This is a genomic window from Caldimonas sp. KR1-144, from assembly GCF_049446155.1.
In the GTDB taxonomy this organism is placed as follows: Bacteria; Pseudomonadota; Gammaproteobacteria; order Burkholderiales; family Burkholderiaceae_C; genus Rivibacter.
On sequence record NZ_JBMSEE010000007.1, the window covers coordinates 14611 to 39644 of the forward strand.

Consider the following 25034-nt stretch of genomic DNA (forward strand, 5'->3'; position numbering starts at 1 on the left):
GCCGCCGCCGGCGTCAGCGCCTTGCGGGCCGCCCGCGGCGGCTCGCCGCCGTGCCGCTGGGCACGTAGCCCACGCCGTGCTGCGCGAGGTAGTCGCGGATCAGCTGGCGCACGACCTGGGAAGGCGTGAGGTCCTGCGCCGCGCACAGCTGCTCGAAGGCGGCCTTCTTGGCCGGGTCGATCAGCAGCGTGAGCCGCGCGGTCTTCAGTTCCATGTGTGCATGATATGTTAATCTTATACGCATTCAAGTCCCATGAGACCGGCGTGCCTGCGTAGGTGCTTGTGTGCGACCGATGCCGTACCCGGTGACCGCGATGCCCGTCGAGTTCCTGCACCGCCTGACGACGCCCGTGCGCACGCGCGGCGCGAACCGTCAGCTCGGCGGCGTGCTGGCCTTCGTGGCCGGGGCGATCAATGCCGGGGGCTTCCTGGCGGTGCAGCGCTACACCTCGCACATGACCGGCATCGTCTCGGCGATCGCGGACGACCTCGTGCTCGGCCAACTGCTGCTCGCCATGGCGGGCGTCTCGTCGCTGCTGGCCTTCGTGCTCGGCGCGGCGACCACGGCGGTGCTGGTCAACTGGGCGCGGCGGCGCCGGCTGCACGGCGAGTTCGCGCTGCCGCTGGCGCTGGAAGCCGCGCTGCTGCTGTTGTTCGGCCTGCTGGGCGCCAACCTCGAGCTGCTCGTCGACGTGTTCGTGCCGTCGACGGTGCTGCTGCTGTGCTTCGTGATGGGGCTGCAGAACGCCATCGTCACCAAGATCTCGCAGGCCGAGATCCGCACCACGCACATGACCGGCGTGATCACCGACCTGGGCATCGAGCTGGGGCGGCTGTTCTACTGGAACCGCACCCCCGAGGCGAACGCGCGGCACATGGTGGTGGCCAACCGGGAGAAGCTGCGCGTGCACCTCGCGATCCTGGCGTTGTTCTTCATCGGCGGACTGGTCGGCGCGGTGGCGTTCAAGCGCATCGGCTTCGCGGCCACGGTGCCGTTCGCGGCGCTGCTGACGGCAATGGCCGCGCCGCCGCTGCTGCGCGACCTGCGCCAGGGAGTGCTCGCGTGACCGACGACGAGCCGCTGGTGTTCGAGGACTTCCCCGAGGCCGACCCGGACCGCGTGCGGCCCTTCGTCTACGAGGACGAGCGCGGCGTCGCGCTGCACTTCGAGATCTCGGCGATCCAAAGCCGCATGCGCCGCGACGATCCCTACGCGCTGGACCTCGACTACACGCGCGCGATGATGGGCTTCCTGCTGTTCGTGCCCGAGCCGCGCTCGATGCTGATGGTCGGGCTCGGCGGCGGCTCGCTGCCGAAGTACTGCCACCGCCACCTGGCGGGCGTCGACATCACGGTGGCCGAGATCAATCCGCACGTGATCGCGTTGCGCGACGAGTTCCTCGTGCCGCCCGACGGCGAGCGCTTTCGCGTGCTGTGCGCCGACGGCGCCGACGTGGTGGCGCAGCCGGGCGCGCCGGTCGACGTGCTGCTGGTCGACGGCTTCAACTACGACGGTCAGCCCGAGGCGCTGTGCACGCAGCGCTTCTACGACGACTGCCGCGCGCGCCTGGCCGATGCCGGCGTGATGGTCGTCAACCTGCATGCCGACCACGAGCAGTGCGCGGCGATCGTCGAGCGCATCGAGCGCTCGTTCGAGCACCGCCTGGTGGTCGTCGGCGCCGAGGCCGGCGGCAACCTGATCGCGTTCGCCGGACGCGACTGCCCGCCGCGCGGCGGCGCGGCCGAGCTGCGCCGCCGGCTCGAGGCCCTGCCTGCGCTGCACCGCGAGACGCTGCGCGCCGGCGCCGGGCGGCTGCTGCGCGCGGTCGCTGCGGCCTGAGCCTTCCTGGGGCCCGGACTCGGTCATTTCCCGAGCCGCTTGCCGGTCATCCGGTGGCCGCGGCGCGGCGCGCGCTTCGCAGAATTCGTCGACAGGGCGCGGGCGTTCCGCGACCCACGCAACCCACGAGGAGAGCGCCATGTCGTCGACCGGCTGGTTCGAACTGAGCAAGAACGCCCACGGCCAATTCAGGTTCGTCCTGAAGTCGGGCAACGCCGAGACCATCTTGATGAGCCAGGAGTACGGGTCGCGCCGCGCCGCCGAGGAGGGCATCGAGGCGGTGCGCAAGTCGGCCCATGCCGACGCCCACTACGAGCGCAAGGTGGCCTCGAACGGCAGGCCCTACTTCGACCTGCGCTCGGCCAACCACGAGGTGATCGGCACCAGTCAGCTCTACGCCGACGTCGCGACCTGCGAGGAGGGCATCGCCGCGGTCAAGGCGCACGGCGCGACGCATGCGGTGAAGGACCACACCGAACGTCCGCCCGAAGCGCATCGCGAGCATGCCCACGACGGGCACCCCCACGGACATCCCCACGACGAGCACCACCCGGCGGCCAAGGGCCACGCCGGGAAGCCGCAGGCCGTGCACAAGCCGGCGGCGAAGCACCACGGTTGACGGGAGCGCCGGCGAACCCGGCGCCGGGCGCTCAGCGCACCCGCATGCCGGGCGTCGCGCCCGGCCAGGGTTCGAGCACGTACAGGCCCGGGTTCGCCTTCTCGTCGGCATGGCTGGCGGCCAGCACCATGCCTTCGCTGAGGCCGAACTTCATCTTGCGCGGCGCGAGGTTGGCCACCATCACGGTGAACTTGCCGACCAGCTCTTCCGGCTTGTAGGCGCTCTTGATGCCGGAGAAGACGTTGCGCGTGCGGCCCTCACCGACGTCGAGCGTGAGGCGCAGCAGCTTGTCGCTGCCCTCGACATGCTCGGCGTCGACGATCTTCGCGATGCGCAGGTCGATCTTGGCGAAGTCGTCGATCGTGATGACCGGCGCGATCTCCTCGCCGCCGGGCGAGGCCTGCTCGGGCGCGGCCGGCGCGGGCGGCTCGAACAGCGCGTCGAGCTGCTTGGTGTCGACGCGCTGCATCAGGTGCTGGTAGCTGCCGATGGCCTGCGCGCCCAGGCGCTGTGCGGCGTCGGCGAAGCGCAGCGGCTCGATGCGCAGGAAGGCCTCGACCTGCCGCGCCAGCGCCGGCAGCACCGGCTTCAGGTAGACGGTCAGCAGGCGGAAGGCCTCGATGCAGGTGCTGCAGGCGTGGTGCAGCGCGGCCGCATGCTCCGGGTTCTTGGCCAGCTCCCAGGGCTTGTGCTGGTCGACGTATTCGTTGACGCGGTCGGCCAGCAGCATGATCTCGCGCAGCGCCTTGCCGTACTCGCGCTGCTCGTAGAGCGCAGCCACCGATTCGCGCGCGTCGGACAGCGCCGAGACCAGCGCGTCGCCTTCGGCGCCGAGGTCGCCGCTCAGGCGGCCGTCGAAGCGCTTGGCGATGAAGCCCGCGGCGCGGCTGGCGATGTTGACGTACTTGCCGATCAGGTCCGAATTGACGCGCGTGACGAAGTCGTCCGGGTTGAAGTCGATGTCCTCGACGCGGGCGTTGAGCTTGGCGGCGATGTAGTAGCGCAGCCACTCGGCGTTCATGCCGAGCTCCAGGTAGCGAAGCGGCGAGATGCCGGTGCCGCGGCTCTTGCTCATCTTCTCGCCGCTGACGGTGATGAAGCCGTGCACGAAGACGTTGTTCGGCAGCTTGCGGCCGCTGAACTTCAGCATCGCCGGCCAGAACAGCGTGTGGAAATAGGTGATGTCCTTGCCGATGAAGTGGTACTGCTCGACCGCCGGATCGGCAATGAACTCGTCGAAGCTGCGCGCCTCGCCGTACTTCGCCTTCGCGCCGCCCTTGTCGAACCAGTTCTTCAGCGAGGCCAGGTAGCCGACCGGCGCGTCGAGCCAGACGTAGAAGTACTTGCCCGGCGCGTCGGGGATCTCGATGCCGAAGTAGGGCGCGTCGCGCGAGATGTCCCAGTCGCCCAGGCCGCCGTGGCCGGCCTCGTCGACCGCGAACCACTCGCGCACCTTGTTGGCGACCTCGCTTTGCAGCTTGCCGTCTTGCGTCCAGTCTTTCAGGAAGTCGAGGCAGCGCGACGAGCTGAGCTGGAAGAAATGGTGCTCGCTCGACTTCATCACCGGCGTCGCGCCCGACAGCGCCGAGTACGGGTTCTTCAGCTCGGTCGGGCCGTAGACCGCGCCGCAGACCTCGCAGGAATCGCCGTACTGGTCCTTCGCGCCGCACTTGGGGCATTCGCCCTTGATGTAGCGGTCGGGCAGGAACATGCCTTTGACCGGATCGAAGAACTGCTCGATCTGGCGCGTGAAGATCAGGCCTTCCTTGCGCAGGCGGCGGTAGATGTCCTGAGCGAGTTCGTGGTTCTCGGGGCCGTCGGTCGAGTGCCAGTTGTCGAAGCCGATGTGAAAGCCGTCGAGATACGGCTTGCGGCCGGCGGCGATCTCGGCAACGAAGGCCTGCGGCGTCTTGCCGGCCTTTTCGGCGGCGATCATGATCGGCGCGCCGTGGGCGTCGTCCGCGCAGACGAAGTGCACCGTGTGGCCCTGCATGCGCTGGAAGCGCACCCAGATGTCGGCCTGGATGTACTCCATGATGTGGCCGATGTGGAAGTGCCCGTTGGCGTAGGGCAAGGCGGTGGTGACGAACAGCTGACGGGGCATGGGCGCGGGCGTTGGATCTGCGGTCGTTCTGATCTGTGGCGGCACGAGCGACAAATCTCGGTCGATTGTAGGCATCGCCCGGGATAATCCGGGTGGCGCGGGCACTTCCGCGCTGCCAGCCTCAGCCAGCCCTCGCCCCGCCCCTCATGGCAAATATCCTGGTCATCGAAGACGACGACAACATCGCCGAGCTGCTCGCGTTCATGCTGGAGCGCGAAGGCCATCAGGTCCAGCTCATCGCCGACGGCGAGCAAGCGCGCCGCCACATCGCCAGCCAGGCGTCGCCGGCCCTGGTCGTGCTCGACTCGATGCTGCCGCAGCGCGACGGCCTCGCGCTGCTGGCCGACATGCGCGGCAACGCGGCCTGGGCGCAGACGCCGGTCGTGATGCTGACCGCCAAGTCGCTCGAGCGCGACATCGTGCGCGCGCTCGAGGCCGGCGCGAACGACTACGTCGTCAAGCCTTTCCAGCCGCAGGAGCTGCTCGCGAGGGTGCGCCGTCTGGTGCGCGCGGCGGCATGAGCCGCAGGGCCGCTCCCAAGGCGAATTCCGGAGTGCGCAGCACGCAGGGATGCGCAATGACGCGGGGCCTTCGTTTCGGGCTGGCGGCGGCCGGCCTGTGCTTCGCGGCGGCCGCGCAGGCGCAGCTCCAATGGCAAGGCGAGCTCGGCGCCGGCGCGGAAGACTTCACCAGCGGCGCGCCGACCTGGCGCCAGTACGACGCGGCCTTGCGCGTGCGCACGCCCGAGCGCCTGCTCGGCGAGGTCAGCGTGCGGCGCACCGACCGCTACCAGGCCAAGGACACCGAGTTCGGCTTCGCCGCCGTGCTGCCCGCGGGCGACTGGATCGGCTCGGCTGCGCTGACGCTGAGTCCCACGCACGAGGCCCTGCCCAGCTGGGGCGTGCGGCTCGGTGCGGCGCGCGTGCTGGCCGACGGCTGGGTCGTCGGCCTCGAGGCCAGCCGCCAGCTCTTCGACCGCGCCGACCTGGTCGACACCAGCATCGCCGGCACCGAACGCGTGGTCGGCAGCAGCGCCGCGATGCTCAACGTCGAGCGCTATGTCGGCGCGTGGCGCTTCGCGGCCGGCGTCGGTCGGGTGCGGCTCGACGGGGGCGAGTCCGGCGGCACGGCCCGCCTGCAGATCGACCGCTTCTATGCCGACGAGCGCGGGCGCGTCGGCGCGGTGCTCGCCGGCGGCCAGGAGTTCGAGAACCTGCCGCCGACCGCGAGCCGGCCGTCGGCCATCTTCTCGATCACGAGCTTCACGGTCGCGTTGGTCGGCGTGCACCCGCTCGACGCCGCCTGGTCGCTGAGCTGGGCCCTGTCCAGCACGCGCAACGGCGACATCCAGGCGCGCTACGCCGACGGCGCGATCACCACCGGCGACAGCTACCACCGCAACGGAGTGCGGCTCGGTGTCCAGCGCGACTTCTGACCTCGAACTCCAGGTCGCGGTGGCGATCGGCGCCTCGGCGCTCGTCGTCGCGCTGGGCATCGTCTTGCAGGTGCTGGCGATGCGTCTGCGCGGGCTGCGTCGCGCGCGCGAGATCGCCGCGGCACAGGCCACCTGGCGGCCTTTGCTGGCACAGGCCGCGCTCGGCGAAACGCCGCCGCTGCCGCCGCTGCGCGGCGCGCAGTTCGGCGACGTGCTGCTGCTGTGGAACCAGATGCAAGACGGCGTGCGCGGCAGCGCCCACGACGGCCTCAACGCGCTGGCCGAGCGGCTCGACTTCCATGCCCGTGCGGCGCGCTGGGCCGAGCGCGGCAAGCTCGCGCAGCGCGTGCTCGGCCTGGCGACGCTGGGCCACCTGCGCCGCGCCGGCGACGTCGCGCGGCTGCAGGCCGCCTTGCACGACACGCAGGCGCTGGTGAGCCTGGCCGCGGCGCGTGCGCTGCTGCAGATCGACGCCGTGGCGGCTGCGCCGCTGGTGCTCGACGAGTTCCTGCGCCGCGCCGACTGGCCGGCCGCGCGCGTGGGCACGCTGCTGCGCGACGCCGGCGCCGACGCGGTCGCGCCGGCCTTCATGGAGCGCCTGCTCGGCGCCGCAGGCGAGGCCCAGCTGCGCCTGCTGCGCCTGCTGCGCTTCGCGGAGTCGCCGCGCATGGGCAGTGTCTTGCAGCAGCTGGTCGAGCGCAGCGACGACCCGCAGGTGCTGTCGGTGGCGCTGCGGCAGATCCACGGGCCCGACGCGCTGGCGCGCGTGCGCGAACTGGCACGCCATGCCGATGCGCTGGTGCGCTCGGCGGCCGCCGTTGCGCTCGGGCGCATCGGCACCGCGGCCGACCGCTCCCTGCTCACCGCGCTGATGGCCGACCGCGACTGGTGGGTGCGTTACCGCGCCGCGCAGGCGCTGCTGGCCCTGCCGGGCACCGACCGCGTCGCCCTGGCCGCGCTGCGCGCCGGGCTGCGCGACCGCTTCGCGCGCGACATGCTCGACCACGTCTGCGCCGAGGCCTCGATGTCGATCGGGGGCGAGCCGGCGATGCAGGGGGTGGCGCGGTGATCGCCGACTGGCTGGCCGGCTGGCCGTGGTTCGATGCGTCGGGGATGGACCTGCGCTGGCTGGTCTGGCTGTCGTGGCTGTTCGTCAGCTACTTCACCGGGCTGAACCTGCTGTACGTGGCGCTCAACGTCGTCGCGCTGCGCCTGATCGGCCGCGAGAGCGTGCACAGCAAGCTGGCCGCGCTGCCGGGCTACAGCGCGGGCCTCGAGCCCGGCATCGCGATCGTCGTGCCGGCCTACAACGAGGCGGCGACGATCAGCGCCTCGGTGCGCTCGCTGCTGCAGCTGGACTACCCGGACTACGAGGTCATCGTCGTCAACGACGGCTCGAAGGACGACACGATGGAGGTCCTCAAGCGCGAGTTCGGCCTGCAGCTCTTCCCGGAGGCCTACCGCGTCTCGATCCCGGTCGCGCCGGTGCGCGGGCTGTGGCGCAGCCCGCAGCATCCGCACCTGCGCGTGATCGACAAGACCAACGGCGGGCGCTCCGACGCCGTCAACGCCGGCATCAACGCCGCGCACCACGGCCTGATCTGCGCCGTCGATGCCGACTCGGTGCTGCAGCGCGACAGCCTGCGGCGCATCGCGCGGCCCTTCATGGAAGACAGCCGCGTGATCGCCTGCGGCGGCACGGTGCGCATCTCGAACGGCTGCACCATCGCGCAGGGCTTCCTGCAGAGGGTCGACGTGCCCTCGAGCTGGCTCGCGCGCATCCAGGTGGTCGAGTACCTGCGCGGCTTCCTCTACGGGCGCATGGGCTGGGTGCCGGTCAACGGCCTGTTGATCATCTCGGGCGCGTTCGGCCTGTTCCGGCGCGCCAGCCTGATCGAGGCCGGCGGCTTTTCCACCACCACGATCGGCGAGGACATGGAGATGGTGCTGCGCCTGCACCGCCTGAACCGCCTCGCGCGGCGCGACTACCGCATCACCTTCGCGCCCGACGCCGTGTGCTGGACGGAGGCGCCCGAGACCTTCAAGGTGCTGCGCAGCCAGCGCACGCGCTGGCAGCGCGGCCTGATGGAATGCAGCTGGGCCAATCGCCAGCTGTTCTTCCACCCCCGCGCCGGCGTGGTCGGCTGGCTGGCACTGCCGCTGACGCTGCTGTTCGAGGGCCTGGGCCCGGTAATCGAGCTGGCCGGCTACGTGGTGATGAGCTTCCTGGTGCTGACCGGGCTGATCTCCTGGGCCGCGTTCGGGTCCTTCCTGCTGCTGGCCATCGGCATGGGCATGATGCTGTCGGCCAGCGCCTTGCTGCTCGAGGAGCTGGCGTTTCGCACCTACCCGAAGCCGCGCCACCTGATGCAGCTGCTGGCGGCCATCGTGTTCGAGAACATCGGCTACCGGCAGTTGCAGACCTGGTGGCGCATCGTCGGCCTCGCGCAGTGGGCCACGCGCCGCGAGCAGCGCTGGGGCGAGATGGCGCGCCGCGGCAGCGGCCAACCCGGCGGCGTGCCGCCAAGCTGAGATGAACCGGCCGATGCACGACTCCGGCTGGCCGCGCGATGCGCGGCGGCGCTCGACCTACGTGCCCGGCAGCAGCCTGGTGTGGCGCCTTCCGGCGGCCTTCGCCGCGCTGGTGATCTGCCTGCTGGTGCTGCTGGCCTCGACCTGGAACGCCTACGACGAGCTGCGCGAGGCGCAGCGCTGGCGCACGCGCAGCGAGCAGGTGCTGGCGGCGATCGCCGAGCTGCGCGAGCAGACGCAGCCCGGCGCCGCGCTGGCGCTGTGCGCGTCGACCGGCGGGCCGCCGCTGGCGCTGCCGCGCCCGGTGGCGCAGCGTGCGAACAGCGCGGCCCAGCTGGCGCAGCTGGTGGCCGACAACCCGGCGCAGGCGCAGCGCGCGAAGCGGCTCGCCGGCCTGATCGACGACTGGCAGCAGGCCTACGACACCCCGCTGCGCGAGGCCTGCACCCGCGGCCTCAAGCTCGGCGCCGCGCAGGTGCTCTCGCAGGCGCGCATCGGCCAGCCGATGCGCGACCAGATCGTCGCCACGCTCGATTCGATGCAGGCCACCGAGATGACGCTCGCGACCGAGCGCGAGACGCGGCTGGAGGCAGCAACGGAGTCCAGCCGCCGCATGCTGTTCCTGCTGGCCGCGGCGACCGTGCTGCTGGGCGTGCTCGCGACGCTGGCGGTGCGCAGCTTCACGCGCCAGCTGGTCGACTCGAACCGCCGCCTGCGGCTCGAGGGCGAGGTGCGCGCCGTCAGCCAGCAGCGCCTGCGCGAGTCGCAGCGCCGGCTGCGCATGGTGCTCGACCACCTGCCCGACGCGGTGATCGCCTTCGGCGAGCAAGGCCAGGTGCAGTGGCTCAATCCGGCCGGCGAGGCGATGTTCCGCCGAAGCCGCGCCTCGGTGACCGGCGCGCCGATCACCGAGCTGATGCCCGAACTCGAGGCCGAGCTGCACTGGCCGACGACCCAGCCCGACGAGCCGGTCCAGGAGACGCCGGAGGACTCGCGCTTCCTCCTCGAGCCCTGGACCGCGCATCGCATCACGGTCGAAGGCGTGCGCGCCGCCGAGACGGGCGGGCGCACGGCCTCGCGCTTCGCGGCCGACGTGGCGCTGGTGCGCGCGCGCATCGACGGCGACCGGCTGGGCGTGTGCATCGTGCGCGACTTGAGCGAGGTCGAGCGCGTTGAGCGCATGAAGCGCGACTTCGTCTCGATGGTCAGCCACGAGCTGCGCACGCCGCTGACCAGCATCCGCGGCTCGTTGAGCATGCTGACCGACGGCGCCGCCGGCGAGCTGCCGGCGCCGGCGCAGCGCCTGGTCAAGCTGGCGCACACCAACAGCGAGCGGCTGGTCGCGCTGGTCAACGACATCCTCGACCTGGAGAAGCTGCGCGCCGGCGAAATGCGCATGACGCCGGTCCCGCTCGACCTCGCCGAGGCCGTCAAGCAGGCGATCGACGCCTGCGAGGCCATCGCCACCCAGCAGCAGGTGCGCGTCACGCTCGAGCGCCAGCTGGTGCCGGTGCCCGTGACGGCCGACCCGCTGAGGCTCGCGCAGGTGCTGACGAACCTGTTGTCCAACGCCATCAAGTTCTCGCCGGCGCTCACCGACGTCAACGTCGTCGTGCGCGCGCAGGCCGGCCTCGGCCGCGTGGTGGTGACCGACAGCGGCCCGGGCGTGCCCCCGGATTTCGTGCCGCGGCTGTTCGAGCCCTTTGCGCAGGCCGACGACCTCAACACCCGCAAGAAGGGCGGCACCGGCCTCGGACTGGTGATCAGCAAGGCCTTGATCGAGCAGATGGGCGGCCAGATCGGCCTCGACGCCTCGGGCCCCGGTCAGGGCGCGGTGTTCTGGATTTCCCTGCCCCTGCGCGACGCAGGGCAGTGACGCATCGCACCGGCTCTCGCAGGAGGGCTCGGCTAGACTCGACCGTCGTTGTCCCAGATATGCAGTGACCTGCATTCCCCGCTCCATGCCGACCGAAGCCGCCGTCCTCGACGCGCTCAAGACCGTCACCGATCCGAACACCGGCCGCGACTTCGTTTCGACGAAGCAGCTGAAGAACCTGCGCCTCGACGGCGCCGACCTCTCCTTCGATGTCGAACTCGGCTACCCGGCCAAGAGCCAGATCGCTTCGCTGCGCAAGCTGCTGATCGACGCGGCGCGCACGGTGCCCGGCATCGGCAACGTCAGCGTGCAGATCGCCACGCGCGTGATCCCGCACTCGGTGCAGCGCGGCGTCCAGCTGCTGCCCGGCGTGAAGAACATCGTCGCCGTCGCCTCCGGCAAGGGCGGCGTCGGCAAGAGCACCACCGCGGTCAACCTCGCGCTGGCGCTGGCCGCCGAGGGCGCGCGCGTGGGCATGCTCGACGCCGACATCTACGGCCCCAGCCAGCCGATGATGCTGGGCATCGACCGCCGGCCCGAGAGCGCCGACGGCCAGACGATGGAGCCGCTGGAGAACTACGGCATCCAGGTGATGTCGATCGGCTTCCTGATCGAGCCCGACAACCCGATGATCTGGCGCGGCCCGATGGCCACGCAGGCGCTCGAGCAGATGCTCAAGCAGACCAACTGGAACGACCTCGACTACCTGATCGTCGACATGCCGCCGGGCACCGGCGACATCCAACTCACGCTCAGCCAGCGCGTGCCGCTGACCGGCGCGATCATCGTCACGACGCCGCAGGACATTGCGCTGCTCGACGCGAAGAAGGGCCTGAAGATGTTCGAGAAGGTGGGCGTGCCCATCCTCGGCGTGGTCGAGAACATGGCGGTGCACGTGTGCTCGAACTGCGGCCATGCCGAGCACATCTTCGGCGCGGACGGCGGCAAGAAGATGGCCGCCGAGTACGGCGTCGACCACCTCGGTGCGCTGCCGCTGGACCTGCGCATCCGCGAGCAGGCCGATGCCGGCCGGCCCAGCGTCGTGAGCGACCCGGACGGCGAGATCGCCGCGCTGTACAAGTCCGTCGCGCGCCAGGTCGCGGTGAAGATCGCCGAGAAGGCCAAGGACTACTCGGCCAAGTTCCCGACGATCTCCATCTCGAAGACCACCTGACCGCGCCGAGGAGCTCGAGATGTCGAGCGAGCGCCCATCCATCCAGGTCGCGGTCGTGATCGAGCGCGAAGCGCGGCCCAACCACTGGGAGGACTGGCGCTTTCGCGTCGCCGAGGTGCTGCCGCAACCGCTGCTGCCCGGCGCGGTGAACGAGCCGGTGCTGCTGCACGACGACGGCAAGCTCGCGCGCTTCCTGCACCCCGGCTTCACGGTCGAGCTGTTTCGCGACGAGGGCGAGGGCTACTACCTCAACCTCAGCAGCGGCGCGCCGGTGTGGTTCGTGATGTGGCGCATCGACGATGAGGACGCGTCGCGCGCCCGGCCCGAGCTCGTGACCCTGTCGTACAACGAGGCGGGCCGGCTGCTCGATGCGCAGGAGCGCGTCGACAACCTGCCGCTGCCCGAAGACGTGCGCGAGTGGCTTGCCGCCTACACCGAGCAGAACTACCGGCCCGAGCCCAAGGAGCGCAAGCGCCCGGCCTCGTTCAAGCGTCCCGAGGAGCGGCGCTGATGGCTGCCGGCGAAGGCTTCTTCTCGCGCTGGTCGCGCCAGAAGCTGGCCGAGCGGCCGGCGGACCCGGCGCCCGAAGCGCCGGTCGCGCCGCCGGTGACGCCGGCCCCGGTGGCCGTGCCGGCTCCGGTCGAGATGCCGGCGGCCGAGTCGCCCGCCGAGCCGGCACCGACGCTGGATGACGTGGCCAGGCTCGCCCCCGGCGACGAGGTCTCGCGCTTCGTGCGCGCCGGCGTCGAGCCCGACGTGCAGCGCGCGGCGCTGAAGAAGCTGTTCGCCGATCCGCATTTCAATGTGATGGACGGGCTCGACGTCTACATCGACGACTACGGCCGCCCCGACCCGATCCCCGAGAGCATGCTGCGCCAGATGGCACAGTCGAAGTTCCTGCGCCTGTTCGACGAGGACGAGCACCCGGAGAACGCGCCGCAGGAGCCCGCCGCCTCCGAACCCCGCAGCCAGGCCGAACTCGAACCCGAACACGGCCCCGCCACGCCCGCCGATGAAGACCCTGATCTGCAACTGCAACGAGACGATCCCGCTCGACGCGCTGTCCCTGACGAAGGCGCTTGAGGCGGCCGCCGGCCGCGCCGCCGCGGACGAGCTCGATGCCTCGCATCGCCTGCTGTGCCGCCGCGAGGCCGGCGCCTTCCAGCGCGCCGCCAAGAGCGGCGAGCCGCTGCTGGTCGGCTGCACGCAGGAGCAGCGGCTGTTCCTCGAGCTCAACGAGGCGACCGAGGGCGCGCGGCCGGTCGCCGAGCGGCCGATCCGCTTCGTCAACCTGCGCGAGACCGGCGGCTGGAGCGATGCGGCCCGCGCGCGGCCGCAGGCCGTGATCCCCAAGCTCGCGGCGCTGATCGCGGCGGCCCAGCAGCCCGAGCCGGATCCGGTGCCCTCGGTCAGCTACCGCTCCGGTGGGCGCTGCCTGGTGATCGGCGCGCCCGACGCGGCGCAGCGCGCCGCGCAGTTGCTGGTCGACAAGCTCGACGTCACGCTGCTGCAGGACCGCGCCGCAGGCGGCTTGCCGCAGGCGCGCACGCTGCCCGTGCACGCTGGGCGCGTGACGCGGGTGGCCGGCTGGCTGGGCGCGTTCGAGGTCAGCTGGGAGACCGACAACCCGATCGACCTCGACGTCTGCACGCGCTGCAACGCCTGCGTGGTGGCCTGCCCGGAAGGCGCCATCTCGGCATCGTGGCAGGTCGACATGGCGCGCTGTGCCAGCCACCGCGATTGCGTCGCCGCGTGCGACGTCGCCGGCGCGATCGACTTCGGCCGCAAGCCCGAGACGCATGGCGACCGCTTCGACCTCGTGCTCGATCTTTCCGAGCGCCCGGCGATCGCGCTGCACCAGCCACCGCAGGGCTACTGGCGAGTGGCGCCCGGCGACGACGCGGCGCTGTTCAAGGCGGTGCTCGAGCTGCGCGAGGCGGTGGGCGAGTTCGAGAAGCCCAAGTTCTTCAACTACCGCCACAAGCTGTGCGCGCACAGCCGCAACGAGCGCGAGGGCTGCACCGCCTGCATCGACGTCTGCTCGGCCCAGGCGATCACGAGCCTGCGCACGGTCGACGGGCCCGAGAAGGGCGGCATCCGCGTCGAGCCGCACCTGTGCGTGGGCTGCGGCGCCTGCACGACGGTGTGCCCGAGCGGCGCGCTGAGCTACGGCTATCCCGGCCCGACCCATCAGGGCGACAGGCTGCGCACCCTGGTCGGCGGCTATCGGCGTGCCGGCGGGCGCGACGCGGTCGTGCTGCTGCACAGCCAGGGCGCGGGGCGCGAGCTGGTTGAGGCGCTCGGCCGTGCCGCCGCGGGTCCGCGGCGCGACGGCCCGGGCCGCGCGGCGCCGGCATCGCAGCGCGCGCTGCGCGGCGTGCCGGCCAACGTGCTGCCGGTCGACCTCTGGCACACGGCCTCGGTCGGCCTGGACCTGTGGCTGGCGGCGATCGCGCACGGTGCGAGCGCGGTCTGGGTGTTGATGACCGGCGAGGAAGCGCCCGAGTACCGCGCCGCGGTGGCCGCGCAGCTCGCGGTCGGCGAGGCGCTGCTGCAGGGACTGGGCTATGCGGGCACTCACCTGCGCCTGATCGAGGCCACCGACGCGCAGGCGCTCGACGCGGCGCTGAACGACGGCGCGCGCCCCGCAGAGGGCGTTGCGGTGGCGGCCAGCTTCGCGGTGCAGGCCGACAAGCGCGCGACGCTGGAGCTGGCGGTTGATCACCTGGTCGCGCAGGCGAGCGCGGCGCTGCCGGAGGCGATCGTGCTGCCGAGCGTGAAGGGCTCGGCCGCGCCGTTCGGCTCGCTCGCGATCGACACCGACAAGTGCACGCTGTGCCTGGCCTGCGTCGGCGCCTGCCCGGAAAGCGCGCTGGGCGACAACCCCGAGCGCCCGCAGCTGAAGTTCACCGAGAAGAACTGCGTGCAGTGCGGCCTGTGCGTGCAGACCTGCCCGGAGCAGGCGCTCGCATTGCAGCCGCGCCTGTGGCTGGCCGATGGCGGCGCGGCGCGCAAGCAGCCGCGCGTGCTGGCCGAGATGCGGCCGTGGAGCTGCATCAAGTGCGGCAAGCCCTTCGGCACCGAGCGCGCGATCGAGGCCATGCTCGGCAAGCTGGCCGGCCACCCGATGTTCCAGGGCGCCGCGCTGGAGCGCCTGAAGATGTGCGCCGACTGCCGCGTGGTCGACCTGCACACCAACCCCAACGAAGTCCGCATCACGGATTTGTGAACCACCCCCGAAGCGCCTTCGGCGCCTCCCCCTCGGGGGGGCGACGCCAGCGAACCGGCGAAGCCGGATCCGCGGCGTCCGCTCGGCACAGCCTGACTCATGCGTCGCGGCCGTCATGGAGTCGCGCATACCTGCGATGAAGCCTCAACCTGTTCACCTCGGCACACCGCTCGACGACCACACCGAAGAAATCCAGCGCGCCGAGATCTACGGCCTGCTCGCGGCCCTGTTCATCGCGCCGCCGTCGGCCGAGCTGCTCGGCCAGATGCAGGTCGCGCCGACCGAGGCGCCGAGCGCCGGCGGCTTTCTCGAGACCTCGTGGGGCGAGCTGGTCGCGGCGGCGCGCCGCACCAGCGCGGCGTCGGCTGCCGTGGAGTACGACGCCTTGTTCCAGGGCATCGGCAAGCCGGAGATCTTTCTCTATGCCTCGTACCACAAGGCCGGCGCGATCAACGACCAGCCGCTCGTCGCGCTGCGCGACGACCTGGCCGCGCTCGGCCTCGCGCGCGAGACGGCGGTCAGCGAGACCGAGGACCACATCGCCTTTCTGTGCGAGGTGATGCGCTACCTGATCGCCGGCGACGACCCGGTCGCCGGATCGCTGCCGAGCCAGAAGCGCTTCCACGCCGCGCATATCGCGGGTTGGGTCGACGCGTTCTGCGACCAGATCGCGACACACCCGAAAGCGGACTTTTATCGCGCCGTCGCGTTGTTCGCGCACGACTTCTTTGCCGTCGAGCAGCAGGGCTTCGACCTGCTCGATGCGTGATCGCTCACGCGCGGCGCCAGCAATGGCGTGGGCTGTGTCGGTTGATCGGCACTAACGCGCCGTGCAATCGATGCAAAAGGTTTCCGACGAGGTCGCTGGGTCACGGGCAACACCCATTGACCCATATGCACGATCGCGCATACTTGATTGGTAACCCCTAGTTTTTAGGGCGTCGTTTCACCGACGAAGCGATCGGCACGATCGCTTCCGTCGACATCCAGCGAGATGCAGGAGAGCCAGATGGACGACAAGCAATCCAATGCCGGGCGGCTTGGCCGCCGGGGCGTGCTGCTCGGCGCCGGCGTGGCCGGCGTGGCCGCGGTGGCCGTTGCGAAGCTCGCGCCGCAGGCTCCTGCCGCGGCCGCGGGCAAAGCGGTCGAGACCGTTGCCGACGCGGGTGAGGCGCAAGAAGGCGGCTACCGCCTGACCGCCCACGTCCAGCGCTATTACCAAACCACCAAGATCTGAGCCTTCGGAGGCCCCATGTTGCTCACGCGCAAGTCGTCTGGAGCAGGCGCGGTCGCGCCCGCCTCGTCCCTCGTCGCGAGCCTGGCCCGTGGCGCAGCCCGTGCGATCCCGACCATGGATCGGCGGGCTTTCCTGCGTCGCTCGGGTCTGGGTCTCGGTGCCGGCATCGCGGCCACGCAGCTGACCCTGGTCAAGAAGGCCGAGGCCAACACCGCGTCCAAGCCGGCCGCTGCCGGCGAGGGCGGCGGCAAGATCGAGGTCAAGCGCACCGTCTGCGGCCACTGCTCGGTCGGCTGCGCGGTTGACGCGGTGGTCGAGAACGGCGTCTGGGTGCGGCAGGAACCGGTGTTCGACTCGCCGATCAACCTCGGCGCCCACTGCGCCAAGGGCGCGGCGCTGCGCGAGCACGGTCGCGGCGAGTACCGCCTCAAGTACCCGATGAAGCTCGTCAACGGCAAGTACGAGCGCATCACCTGGGACCAGGCACTCGACGAGATCAGCGCCCGGATGCTCGAGCTGCGCAAGCAAAGTGGCCCGGACTCGATCTTCGTGGTCGGCTCGTCGAAGCACAACAACGAGCAGGCCTACCTGCTGCGCAAGTGGATGAGCCTTTGGGGCAGCAACAACTGCGACCACCAGGCGCGCATCTGCCACAGCACCACCGTCGCGGGCGTCGCGAACACGTGGGGCTATGGCGCGATGACCAACTCCTACAACGACATGCAGAACGCCAAGGCGGCGCTCTACATCGGCTCCAACGCGGCGGAAGCCCACCCGGTGTCGATGCTGCACATGCTGCATGCCAAGGAGACCGGCTGCAAGATGATCGTGGTGGACCCGCGCTTCACGCGCACCGCTGCGAAGGCCGACGAGTACGTGCGCATCCGCTCGGGCACCGACATCGCGTTCCTGTTCGGCGTGCTGTACCACGTGTTCAAGAACGGCTGGGAAGACAAGAAGTACATCAACGATCGCGTCTACGGCATGGACAAGGTCCGTGACGACGTGCTCGCGAAGTGGACGCCGGACAAGGTCCAGGAGGTCTGCGGCGTCGACGAGGCGACCACCTACAAGGTCGCCGAGATCATGGCCAAGAACCGGCCCAGCACCATCGTGTGGTGCATGGGCCAGACGCAGCACACGATCGGCAACGCCATCGTGCGCGCCTCGTGCATCCTGCAGCTGGCGCTGGGCAACATCGGTGTTTCCGGCGGCGGCGCGAACATCTTCCGCGGCCACGACAACGTACAAGGCGCCACCGACGTCGGCCCCAACCCCGACTCGCTGCCCGGCTACTACGGCCTGGCCGAAGGCTCGTTCAAGCACTTCGCGAAGGTGTGGGACGTCGACTTCGAGTGGATCAAGAAGCAGTACGCGCCGGGCATGATGACCAAGCCCGGCATGACGGTCTCGCGCTGGATCGACGGCGTGCTCGAGAAGAACGAGCTGATCGACCAGGACAGCAACCTGCGCGGCCTGTTCTTCTGGGGCCATGCGCCGAACTCGCAGACCCGCGGTCTCGAGATGAAGAAGGCGATGGACAAGCTCGACCTGCTGGTCGTCGTCGATCCCTTCCCGAGCGCGACCGCGGCCATGGCCGCGATGCCCGGCAAGCCCGAGGACCTGAACCCCAACCGCGCGGTCTACCTGCTGCCGGCGACGACGCAGTTCGAGACCTCGGGTTCGTGCACGGCCTCGAACCGCTCGATCCAATGGCGCGAGCAGGTCATCGAGCCGCTGTGGGAGAGCCGCACCGACCACATGATCATGTACCAGCTCGCGCAGAAGCTGGGTTTCGACAAGGAGCTGGTCAAGAACATCAAGCTGGTCGCGGGCAAGGGCGGCATGATGGAGCCGTCGCCCGAGGACATGCTGCGCGAGATCAACAAGAGCGTCTGGACCATCGGCTACACCGGCCAGAGCCCGGAGCGCCTGAAGGCCCACATGCGCAACATGCACGTCTTCGACGTGAAGACGCTGCGCGCCAAGGGTGGCACCGACAAGGAAACCGGCTACGTCCTCGACGGCGACTACTTCGGCCTGCCGTGGCCGTGCTACGGCACGCCGCAGATGAAGCACCCGGGTTCGCCCAACCTCTATGACACCTCCAAGCACGTCATGGAAGGCGGCGGCAACTTCCGCGCGAACTTCGGCGTCGAGAAGGACGGCGTCAACCTGCTGGCCGAGGACGGCTCGTACTCCAAGGGTTCCGACATCACGACCGGCTACCCAGAGTTCGACCACCTCCTGCTCAAGAAGCTCGGCTGGTGGAACGACCTGACCGAAGACGAGAAGAAGGCCGCCGAAGGCAAGAACTGGAAGACCGATCCGTCGGGCGGGATCATCCGCGTCGCGATGAAGGTGCACGGCTGCCACCCGTTCGGCAACGCCAAGGCGCGCGCCGTGGTCTGGAACTTCCCCGACCCGATCCCGCAGCACCGCGAGCCGATCTACTCGAACCGACCTGACCTGGTCGCCAAGTACCCGACGCACGACGACAAGAAGGCCTTCTGGCGCCTGCCGACGCTGTACAAGACCTTGCAGTCGAAGAACGCCGAGATCAGCAAGCAGTTCCCGCTGATCATGACCTCGGGCCGATTGGTCGAGTTCGAAGGCGGCGGCGAGGAAACGCGCTCCAACCCGTATCTGGCCGAGCTGCAGCAGGACATGTTCGTCGAGCTCAATCCGGCCACCGCCAACGACCGTGGCATTCGCAACGGCGAGGCCGTGTGGGTCAAGACGCCGACCGGCGCGCAGATCAAGGTCAAGGCCCTGGTCACCGAGCGCGTCGATCGCCAGACCGTGTTCCTGCCGTTCCACTTCTCGGGCCGCTGGCAGGGCGTGGACCTTGCGCCGTACTACCCGACCGGCGCGATGCCGGTGGTGCGCGGCGAGGCGATCAACACCGCCACGACCTACGGCTACGACAGCGTGACGATGATGCAAGAGACCAAGACCACGCTGTGCCAGATCGAGCGCGCGGCTTGATCGCGGCGCACCAGGAGCTACGGAGAACGACATGGCAAGAATGAAGTTCATCTGCGACGCGGAGCGCTGCATCGAATGCAACGGCTGCGTCACCGCCTGCAAGGCCGAACACGAGATCCCGTGGGGCGTGAACCGGCGCCGCGTGGTGACCCTCAACGACGGCCTGCCCGGCGAGCGCAGCATCTCGGTGGCGTGCATGCACTGCTCCGACGCCCCCTGCATGGCGGTGTGCCCGGTCGACTGCTTCTACCGCACCGACGAAGGCGTGGTGCTGCACGACAAGGACATCTGCATCGGCTGCGGCTACTGCTCGTATGCCTGCCCGTTCGGCGCGCCGCAGTTCCCGACCAACGGCACCTTCGGCCTGCGCGGCAAGATGGACAAGTGCACCTTCTGCGCCGGCGGCCCCGAGAAGAATGGCTCCGAGGCCGAGTTCGAGAAGTACGGCCGCAACCGCCTTGCCGAAGGCAAGCTTCCCGCCTGCGCCGAGATGTGCTCGACCAAGGCCTTGCTCGGCGGCGACGGCGACGTGGTGGCCGACATCTTCCGCACCCGCGTCCTGCAGCGCGGCAAGGGCTCCGAGGTCTGGGGCTGGGGCACGGCCTACGGCAAGCCGAGCGGCGGTGCGCAGCAACCCAAGGCGGAGGCGGCCAAATCATGACGATGCGTATCGCCACGCTGGTTGCCGCGCTGGTCGCGGCCTTCGGGCTCGCGGCCTGCGACAAGCCGCAGACGGCCAAGACCTCGTACAAGCAGGCCGACAGCAAGCCCTGGGACGGCGCCGAGCAGGCCTACACCGCCAAGGGCTGGACGGTCGGCGACCGCGCGAGCTGGGAAGCCCAGATGCGCGCGCGCAACCAGCAGCAGAACGAGTACCAGCGCGTCAGCGGCAGCTGAGCGCGGGCCTCGACCACCGCGAACCTCGACCCTCACGAGAGCGCACATGACACGCAGCATCCGACGGTGGATGGCCGGCTTCGCGCTGGTCCTGGCAGCCGGCGCGGCGCTGGCGCAGGCGGCGCAGCCGGCCGACGCGGCCAGCGTCCCGGCAGCGACGGCGATCGAGCCGCGCGCCGACGACACCAACGCGCAGCGCCAGAAAAGCCAGCCTTACAACAACGCGCCGTTCTGGCGCGCGGTGCGCGAATCGGGCAACCAGGCCGGCTACACCAGCCTGCCGGGCGCCGAGAAGGGCGTGCTGATCCAGCCCTTCGTGCAGTACCCCGGCTCGCGCTTCACGACCGCCGGCGAGGCCTGGCGCGAGGTGCGCAATCGCTGGATCATTCCCTACGGCGGCGCGCTGATCGTGATCATGCTGGTGGCCATCGGCCTGTTCTACAAGGCCAAGGGCAGCCTGGCGCTGCATGCGCCCGAAACCGGCCGCAAGATCGAGCGCTTCACCTATTTCGAGCGCGCGGCGCACTGGACCAACGCGATCGCGTTCTCGCTGCTGGCGATCTCCGGCCTGGTGATGGCGTTCGGCAAGTTCCTGCTGCTGCCCATCCTCGGCGGCACGCTGTTCGGCTGGCTGACCTACGCGCTGAAGAACATCCACAACTTCGCCGGGCCGGTGTTCGCGGTCTCGCTGGCGGTCGTGTTCCTGACCTTCGTGCGCGACAACCTGCCGAGCAAGGACGACATCCAGTGGCTGCTCAGGTTCGGCGGCCTGTTCTCGGGCCGCGAGGTGCCGTCGCGTCGCTTCAATGCCGGCGAGAAGGTCGTGTTCTGGGGCGGCGTGTTCCTGCTGGGCTTCACCGTCGTCGGTTCGGGCCTGGTGCTCGACAGGCTGATCCCCGGCTATGGCGTCACGCGCGGTGAGATGCAGATCGCGCACATGGTCCACGCGGTCGCGACGATCCTGATGATGACCATGTTCCTGGGCCACATCTACCTGGGCACGATCGGCATGCAGGGCGCCTACCGCGCGATGCGCACCGGCTATGTCGACGAAACCTGGGCCAAGGAACACCACGAACTCTGGTACGACGACATCCGCGCCGGCAAGATCCCCGCGCAGCGCAGCAAGCCGGAAGGCGCGCCTGTGCAGCCGGCGACCTCGGCCTGAAGAACCCCACGGAGATCGCCTCGATGATCCGCACCCCGCTGTCTATGGCGCTCGCCGCCACGCTGCTGTGCGCAGCGCCTCTGGTCGCCGTCGCCAAGTTGCCGCCGCTCTCGCCCGAGGCCAAGGCCAAGGCCGACGAGACCAAGGCCAAGACCGCGCACACCGACAAGGTGGCGGCCTACAAGCTGTGCCAGTCGATGGACCGCACCGCGGCCCACTACTTCAAGACCGCCAAGGCCAGCGGCAAGGACGTGCAGCCGGCCGTCGCGACGCCGGCCTGCGCGGACCCGGGCCCCTTCGTCTACACGCCGCCGGAGTCCAAGCCGATCGAGGCGGCCGGCGCGCATTCGCCCTCTGGCACGGCCAACACGCCGCCGAGCACGATGCAGCCGGCGGCGTCGGCGCAACCCACCAACAAGAAGCCCTGACGCCACAGGCTCTGACGCCCGGTGGCCCGGCCGGCGCTGGCTCAGCGCCGCTGGCATCATCGAGGCATGGCTGATTCCCCTTCGCTGCCGCGCCTGACCGCGGCGAGCGCGCCGCTGACGCGCGAGGTGAGCGTGCTCGACGAGCACGGCGAGCGACGCACGATCAGCATCCCCGCCGAGCGCCCGCTGACCGTCTACGTCGATCGCCGCGAGCTCGTCACGCTGATGACGCTGGGCGCCGCGCCCGAGCTGCTGGTGCTGGGCTACCTGCGCAACCAGCGCCTCGTCGCTTCGGCGGCCGACATCGATTCGGTGACGGTCGACTGGGCCGTCAATGCCGCGGCGGTGAAGACGCGCGCCGGCATCGAGGACTTCGAGCGCAAGACCGCCAAGCGCGTGGTCACCACCGGCTGCGGCCAGGGCACGGTGTTCGGCGCGCTCATGGACGAGCTCGACGACATTGCGCTGCCGCCTCCTGCCGTCGGCCGGCTCGGCCAGCACGCGCTGTACGCGCTGCTCGACGCGATGCGGCAGCAGGAGAGCACCTACAAGTCGGCCGGCTCGGTGCACGGCTGCGCGCTGTTCGCGCTCGACGGCGACGCGGCGCAGCTGCTGACCTTCGTCGAGGACGTGGGGCGCCACAACGCGATCGACACGATCGCCGGCTGGATGTGGCTCAACGCCGCAGCGGTTCCCGATCGGCTGGCCTTCTACACAACGGGCCGGCTCACCAGCGAGATGGTGATCAAGTCGGCGCAGATGGGCGTGCCCATCGTCGTTTCGCGCTCGGGCATCACGCAGATGGGCCTGGAGCTTGCCGAGCGCCTGGGCATCGCGCTGTTCGGCCGCGCGACCAACAAGCACTTCATCTGCTACAGCGGCTTCGAGCGCTTCGATGCCGAGCCCGCGCTCGCCGGGCCCAGGCTCACAGCCCCAGCGCGCTGAGCAGCTCGCGCGGCGAATAGGGCCGCTGGCGCTTCGGCCAGTCGGCCAGCAGCGCCAGCATGGTTTCGCAGCGCGGCGCGCGCAGGCCGTGCGCCGCGGCCAATCGCACGACCTCGCCGCACAGCGCGTCGATCTCGGTCACGCGGCCGAGCGCGAGGTCGTCGGCCATGCTCGAACGCGCCTTCGGGTCGATGCGCAGCATGCGCGCGGCCAGCAGCCGGAACAGCGGCGTCGGCAAGCGCAGCATCGTGACCAGGCGTTCGGGCGGCAGCGCGACCACCTGCGCCGGCGCAATGCCGGCTGCCGCGAGTACCCCGAGCGCCTCGTCGATCAGCGCCGCAAAGCAGCGCCGGAAACCGCGTTCGAGCAGTTCCGCACGCAGCGGCAGGCCCGACAGCGCATCGACCGGGTTGTTGAGGTTGATCAGCAGCTTGCCCCACTGGATGGGGCGAAGGTCGGCATGCAGCTTGAGCGGCACGCCGGCCTGCGCGAAGACCGGCTGCCAGGCGCGCAGCGCGGCATCGTCCTGGGCGGCGATGCGCCCACCGGTGCCGCGGTAGAAGTGGCCGGGCGACAGTTCGGCGACGTTGTACGGCACCATGCCCGGCAGCAGCCGCAGCGCGGGCGCGGCGCGCTGCGCGACCCCCGCGTTGGACACGCCGTTTTGCAGCGAGAGCACCGGCGTGCCCGGCGGCAGCGCCGTGGCAAGCTCGGTCGCGGCCTGGGCCGTCGCGCCGCTCTTGACCGCCAACAGCACCAACGACGGTGACAGGCCGGCGGGAACGGCATCGTGCAGTCGCAGCGCCGCAGGGGCGATCGACAGCCGCGCGCCGTCGAGGTCGCTGATCGTGAGGCCATGCTCGCGCAGTGCGCCGAGCACGCGTGCGCGGCCGACGAAGCGAACCTCGGCGCCGGCCGCGGCGAGGCGGCCGCCGACGTAGCAGCCGATCGTGCCCGCGCCCATCACGAGCAGCGGTCCGGGCAGGGAGGGCAGATTCATCGCGCGGGCCAGGGATCGAAGGGTTCGAAGCTCGGCGGCAGGCGCAGCTCGATGCCGGCGGCGGTACTGCGGCGCTGCAGATCGGCCAGCGCCGCAGGCACGTCATCGACCAGCATCGGCATCGCCTGAAGCGGCTCGGTGAGCGGGCGCCAGAAGTCGTCCCAGTGGATCGGGATCAGGCGTCGCGCGCCGGTGGCCTGTACCACCTCGCGCCAGTAGGCATCGCGGTAGGCGAGGTCCTTCTTGCCAAGCGTGCCGATGCCGAGGAACACGGTGTCGACGCGCTGGGCGGCCAGTGCGCCCGGCTCGAAACCCGCGCTGCCTTGCACCAGCAGCCGGCGCCCCTCGTGCTCGACGACGATGGACCACACGGTGCCGGCACGCCAGTCCATCGCGCGCGCCGGCGGCACCAGCGGTGCATCGATCATCTCGGGCGTGACGCCGTCGTTCAGCGGCGTCGGGCTGTGGCGCGAGGCGATGAAGGTGAGCCGAAAGCGCCCGAGCGTGAGCGTCTCGCCCGGCCTCACTTCACGCAGCGCCGCCTCGGGCAGGCCGTGGCCGCGGCCGATCTGCATGGCCGACGGCGAGCCGACCAGCTGTGCGCCGGTGCGCACGGCCACCAGCGCCGAATCGAGCGCGTGGTCGTAGTGCGTATGCACCGGCACCACGGCGGCCAGCCGCGTCACGCCGAGCCGCGCGAGCTCGCGCGTGACGGCCTCGCCGTCGGGTGCGATGCGTCGCGTCAGCGTGGGCCACACGCCGGGCCGGGAGAAGAAGCCGTCGGTGATCCAGGCGGTCTCGCCGTCGTCGAACAGCAGCGTCGCGACGCCGGCGAAGCGCACGCGCAGCGCGCCTGCGGCGGGCGCCGCGGCCGGCAGCTTGAGCGGCTCGAAAGCCGCCAGCGAGGGATGGTTGCGCGCCTGCACCAGCACCCAGCCGGCGCCGGCCAGCACGATCAGCGCAAGCCCGAGCGCCGAGAGGCGCAGCCAGCGGCGCATCGGCGGCTCAGGCCGCCGGACGCGTGAGGTCGCGCAGGTGAGTCGGGCCGGCGCGCCGCTCGATCTCGGCCAGCAGCGGCTTGTTCCAGCCCAGCGCGAACAGCCACTCGCCGACCACGAACATCGGGCCGACCATCAGGCCGACGAGGTCGTCGACAAAGGCCGGCTTGCGGCCTTCGTAGTAGTGGCCGACGAACTGGAAGACCCAGCCGACGACGAAGGCGCCGACCGATACCGTGAGCCAGGTCGCGGTCGGCAGCTCGGCGACGCGGTGGCCGAGCGCGAACAGCAGGCCGTTGACGATCACCGTCGCCAGTGCGAGCCCGAACTGGCCGCGCGTGAAGTACCAGATCGCCGCCAGCAGGAACACGACGCCTGACGGCGTCCAGGTGATGCCGCCGAGCTCGAAGGCCGGGCGCGCGAGCAGCGCGCCGACTGCAAACGAGATCAGCGGGATGCCGATGAAGTGGGTCGCGATGTTGCGCCGGTCGCGGTGGTACTCGGCGTACTGGACCATCAGGTCGGTGGCGTTGCGCATGGCTCGTCTCCTCGTTCGATCTTGTG

The 25034-nt window shown here is 70.5% G+C and carries 24 protein-coding genes and 1 pseudogene; 20 read left to right on the forward strand and 5 right to left on the reverse strand.

Annotated features, from left to right (window positions below; translation table 11 throughout):
- Positions 1–13: 13 nt before the first annotated feature.
- Entirely contained in the window at positions 14–214 is a 201-nt protein-coding gene (locus ACO2TI_RS16250; RefSeq protein WP_423285915.1) for a ribbon-helix-helix protein, CopG family, read from the reverse strand.
- 100 nt (positions 215–314) lie between these two features.
- On the opposite strand from ACO2TI_RS16250, the gene ACO2TI_RS16255 reads away from it, so the two are divergent.
- The 3 genes and pseudogenes from ACO2TI_RS16255 to ACO2TI_RS16265 all read left to right on the forward strand — a co-directional run.
- Entirely contained in the window at positions 315–1067 is a 753-nt protein-coding gene (locus tag ACO2TI_RS16255) for a YoaK family protein (RefSeq protein WP_423286376.1), read from the forward strand.
- Positions 1064–1840 (forward strand): fused MFS/spermidine synthase, encoded by a 777-nt coding sequence (locus tag ACO2TI_RS16260; protein ID WP_423285916.1) that lies wholly within the window; start codon positions 1064–1066, stop codon positions 1838–1840. The genes ACO2TI_RS16255 and ACO2TI_RS16260 overlap by 4 nt, the downstream gene beginning before the upstream one ends.
- 139 nt (positions 1841–1979) lie before the next feature.
- A pseudogene (locus tag ACO2TI_RS16265) lies at positions 1980–2315 on the forward strand (YegP family protein); the annotation flags it as partial.
- A 175-nt stretch (positions 2316–2490) separates the two neighbouring features.
- Here the strand turns inward: ACO2TI_RS16265 and metG are convergent.
- Entirely contained in the window at positions 2491–4563 is a 2073-nt protein-coding gene (metG, locus tag ACO2TI_RS16270; RefSeq protein WP_423285918.1) for a methionine--tRNA ligase, read from the reverse strand.
- A gap of 146 nt (positions 4564–4709) precedes the next feature.
- Here metG and ACO2TI_RS16275 point away from each other — a divergent pair, with 146 nt between their 5' ends.
- The 17 genes from ACO2TI_RS16275 to ACO2TI_RS16355 all read left to right on the forward strand — a co-directional run bounded on the left by ACO2TI_RS16275 (position 4710) and on the right by ACO2TI_RS16355 (position 22472).
- Complete coding sequence (locus ACO2TI_RS16275; protein ID WP_423285920.1) at positions 4710–5084, forward strand: response regulator transcription factor; 375 nt, start codon at positions 4710–4712, stop codon at positions 5082–5084.
- 56 nt (positions 5085–5140) lie between these two features.
- Complete coding sequence (locus tag ACO2TI_RS16280; protein WP_423285921.1) at positions 5141–5998, forward strand: YaiO family outer membrane beta-barrel protein; 858 nt, start codon at positions 5141–5143, stop codon at positions 5996–5998.
- Positions 5979–7067: a HEAT repeat domain-containing protein gene (locus ACO2TI_RS16285; protein ID WP_423285923.1), complete on the forward strand. Its 1089-nt coding sequence runs from the start codon at positions 5979–5981 to the stop codon at positions 7065–7067. The genes ACO2TI_RS16280 and ACO2TI_RS16285 overlap by 20 nt, the downstream gene beginning before the upstream one ends.
- A complete protein-coding gene (locus ACO2TI_RS16290; protein ID WP_423285925.1) occupies positions 7064–8530 on the forward strand; it encodes a glycosyltransferase in 1467 nt (488 codons plus the stop codon). Before ACO2TI_RS16285 ends, ACO2TI_RS16290 begins: the two co-directional genes overlap by 4 nt.
- Position 8531: 1 nt before the next feature.
- Positions 8532–10406, forward strand: a complete 1875-nt coding sequence (locus ACO2TI_RS16295) for an ATP-binding protein (RefSeq protein ID WP_423285927.1) — start codon at positions 8532–8534, stop codon at positions 10404–10406.
- 85 nt (positions 10407–10491) lie between these two features.
- Positions 10492–11580 (forward strand): iron-sulfur cluster carrier protein ApbC, encoded by a 1089-nt coding sequence (gene apbC / locus ACO2TI_RS16300; RefSeq protein ID WP_423285928.1) that lies wholly within the window; start codon positions 10492–10494, stop codon positions 11578–11580.
- A 19-nt stretch (positions 11581–11599) separates the two neighbouring features.
- A complete protein-coding gene (locus ACO2TI_RS16305; protein WP_423285930.1) occupies positions 11600–12091 on the forward strand; it encodes a DUF3305 domain-containing protein in 492 nt (163 codons plus the stop codon).
- Positions 12091–12663, forward strand: a complete 573-nt coding sequence (locus tag ACO2TI_RS16310; protein ID WP_423285931.1) for a DUF3306 domain-containing protein — start codon at positions 12091–12093, stop codon at positions 12661–12663. The genes ACO2TI_RS16305 and ACO2TI_RS16310 overlap by 1 nt, the downstream gene beginning before the upstream one ends.
- Positions 12593–14809 carry a 4Fe-4S dicluster domain-containing protein gene (locus ACO2TI_RS16315; protein ID WP_423285932.1) on the forward strand — a complete coding sequence of 739 codons (2217 nt, stop codon included), beginning with the start codon at positions 12593–12595 and terminating at the stop codon, positions 14807–14809. Before ACO2TI_RS16310 ends, ACO2TI_RS16315 begins: the two co-directional genes overlap by 71 nt.
- A 136-nt stretch (positions 14810–14945) precedes the next feature.
- A complete protein-coding gene (locus ACO2TI_RS16320) occupies positions 14946–15578 on the forward strand; it encodes a TorD/DmsD family molecular chaperone (RefSeq protein ID WP_423285934.1) in 633 nt (210 codons plus the stop codon).
- A 240-nt stretch (positions 15579–15818) separates the two neighbouring features.
- Positions 15819–16046, forward strand: a complete 228-nt coding sequence (locus ACO2TI_RS16325; protein ID WP_423285936.1) for a formate dehydrogenase — start codon at positions 15819–15821, stop codon at positions 16044–16046.
- A gap of 15 nt (positions 16047–16061) precedes the next feature.
- The gene (locus ACO2TI_RS16330) at positions 16062–19034 is read left to right on the forward strand and encodes a formate dehydrogenase subunit alpha (RefSeq protein ID WP_423285937.1); all 2973 of its coding nucleotides are present in this window, start codon (positions 16062–16064) and stop codon (positions 19032–19034) included.
- Between the two features lie 31 nt (positions 19035–19065).
- Positions 19066–19695: a formate dehydrogenase FDH3 subunit beta gene (fdh3B, locus tag ACO2TI_RS16335; protein ID WP_423285938.1), complete on the forward strand. Its 630-nt coding sequence runs from the start codon at positions 19066–19068 to the stop codon at positions 19693–19695.
- Positions 19692–19931: a hypothetical protein gene (locus tag ACO2TI_RS16340; protein ID WP_423285939.1), complete on the forward strand. Its 240-nt coding sequence runs from the start codon at positions 19692–19694 to the stop codon at positions 19929–19931. Before fdh3B ends, ACO2TI_RS16340 begins: the two co-directional genes overlap by 4 nt.
- A gap of 46 nt (positions 19932–19977) precedes the next feature.
- Entirely contained in the window at positions 19978–21099 is a 1122-nt protein-coding gene (locus ACO2TI_RS16345) for a formate dehydrogenase subunit gamma (RefSeq protein WP_423285940.1), read from the forward strand.
- 23 nt (positions 21100–21122) lie between these two features.
- Positions 21123–21527: a hypothetical protein gene (locus ACO2TI_RS16350; RefSeq protein WP_423285941.1), complete on the forward strand. Its 405-nt coding sequence runs from the start codon at positions 21123–21125 to the stop codon at positions 21525–21527.
- Positions 21528–21593: 66 nt separating this feature from the next.
- Complete coding sequence (locus ACO2TI_RS16355; RefSeq protein ID WP_423285943.1) at positions 21594–22472, forward strand: formate dehydrogenase accessory sulfurtransferase FdhD; 879 nt, start codon at positions 21594–21596, stop codon at positions 22470–22472.
- Here ACO2TI_RS16355 and ACO2TI_RS16360 read toward each other — a convergent pair.
- From ACO2TI_RS16360 to ACO2TI_RS16370, 3 genes are read right to left on the reverse strand one after another with little or no spacing between them, the layout of a single operon-like run.
- On the reverse strand, positions 22453–23472 hold the full coding sequence (locus ACO2TI_RS16360; protein ID WP_423285945.1) for a 2-dehydropantoate 2-reductase: 1020 nt from the start codon (positions 23470–23472) through the stop codon (positions 22453–22455). The two genes, ACO2TI_RS16355 and ACO2TI_RS16360, sit on opposite strands and share 20 nt — an antisense overlap.
- Positions 23469–24470 (reverse strand): MBL fold metallo-hydrolase, encoded by a 1002-nt coding sequence (locus ACO2TI_RS16365; protein WP_423285947.1) that lies wholly within the window; start codon positions 24468–24470, stop codon positions 23469–23471. Before ACO2TI_RS16365 ends, ACO2TI_RS16360 begins: the two co-directional genes overlap by 4 nt.
- A gap of 7 nt (positions 24471–24477) precedes the next feature.
- Positions 24478–25008, reverse strand: coding sequence for a DUF962 domain-containing protein (locus ACO2TI_RS16370; RefSeq protein ID WP_423285948.1), 531 nt, complete (start codon positions 25006–25008; stop codon positions 24478–24480).
- Between the last annotated feature and the right edge of the window lie 26 nt (positions 25009–25034).

Bases quoted from the DNA above. Each gene is read 5' to 3' on its own strand.
- ACO2TI_RS16310 (WP_423285931.1), top strand. From the start codon at position 12,091: ATGGCTGCCGGCGAAGGCTTCTTCTCGCGCTGGTCGCGCCAGAAGCTG.
- ACO2TI_RS16325 (WP_423285936.1), top strand. From the start codon at position 15,819: ATGGACGACAAGCAATCCAATGCCGGGCGGCTTGGCCGCCGGGGCGTG.
- ACO2TI_RS16370 (WP_423285948.1), bottom strand. From the start codon at position 25,008: ATGCGCAACGCCACCGACCTGATGGTCCAGTACGCCGAGTACCACCGC.
- ACO2TI_RS16340 (WP_423285939.1), top strand. From the start codon at position 19,692: ATGACGATGCGTATCGCCACGCTGGTTGCCGCGCTGGTCGCGGCCTTC.
- ACO2TI_RS16350 (WP_423285941.1), top strand. From the start codon at position 21,123: ATGATCCGCACCCCGCTGTCTATGGCGCTCGCCGCCACGCTGCTGTGC.
- ACO2TI_RS16330 (WP_423285937.1), top strand. From the start codon at position 16,062: ATGTTGCTCACGCGCAAGTCGTCTGGAGCAGGCGCGGTCGCGCCCGCC.
- ACO2TI_RS16365 (WP_423285947.1), bottom strand. From the start codon at position 24,470: ATGCGCCGCTGGCTGCGCCTCTCGGCGCTCGGGCTTGCGCTGATCGTG.
- ACO2TI_RS16305 (WP_423285930.1), top strand. From the start codon at position 11,600: ATGTCGAGCGAGCGCCCATCCATCCAGGTCGCGGTCGTGATCGAGCGC.
- ACO2TI_RS16280 (WP_423285921.1), top strand. From the start codon at position 5,141: ATGACGCGGGGCCTTCGTTTCGGGCTGGCGGCGGCCGGCCTGTGCTTC.
- fdh3B (WP_423285938.1), top strand. From the start codon at position 19,066: ATGGCAAGAATGAAGTTCATCTGCGACGCGGAGCGCTGCATCGAATGC.
- ACO2TI_RS16255 (WP_423286376.1), top strand. From the start codon at position 315: ATGCCCGTCGAGTTCCTGCACCGCCTGACGACGCCCGTGCGCACGCGC.
- ACO2TI_RS16250 (WP_423285915.1), bottom strand. From the start codon at position 214: ATGGAACTGAAGACCGCGCGGCTCACGCTGCTGATCGACCCGGCCAAG.
- ACO2TI_RS16315 (WP_423285932.1), top strand. From the start codon at position 12,593: ATGAAGACCCTGATCTGCAACTGCAACGAGACGATCCCGCTCGACGCG.
- ACO2TI_RS16320 (WP_423285934.1), top strand. From the start codon at position 14,946: ATGAAGCCTCAACCTGTTCACCTCGGCACACCGCTCGACGACCACACC.
- ACO2TI_RS16275 (WP_423285920.1), top strand. From the start codon at position 4,710: ATGGCAAATATCCTGGTCATCGAAGACGACGACAACATCGCCGAGCTG.
- ACO2TI_RS16360 (WP_423285945.1), bottom strand. From the start codon at position 23,472: ATGAATCTGCCCTCCCTGCCCGGACCGCTGCTCGTGATGGGCGCGGGC.
- ACO2TI_RS16295 (WP_423285927.1), top strand. From the start codon at position 8,532: ATGAACCGGCCGATGCACGACTCCGGCTGGCCGCGCGATGCGCGGCGG.
- apbC (WP_423285928.1), top strand. From the start codon at position 10,492: ATGCCGACCGAAGCCGCCGTCCTCGACGCGCTCAAGACCGTCACCGAT.
- metG (WP_423285918.1), bottom strand. From the start codon at position 4,563: ATGCCCCGTCAGCTGTTCGTCACCACCGCCTTGCCCTACGCCAACGGG.
- ACO2TI_RS16355 (WP_423285943.1), top strand. From the start codon at position 21,594: ATGGCTGATTCCCCTTCGCTGCCGCGCCTGACCGCGGCGAGCGCGCCG.
- ACO2TI_RS16345 (WP_423285940.1), top strand. From the start codon at position 19,978: ATGACACGCAGCATCCGACGGTGGATGGCCGGCTTCGCGCTGGTCCTG.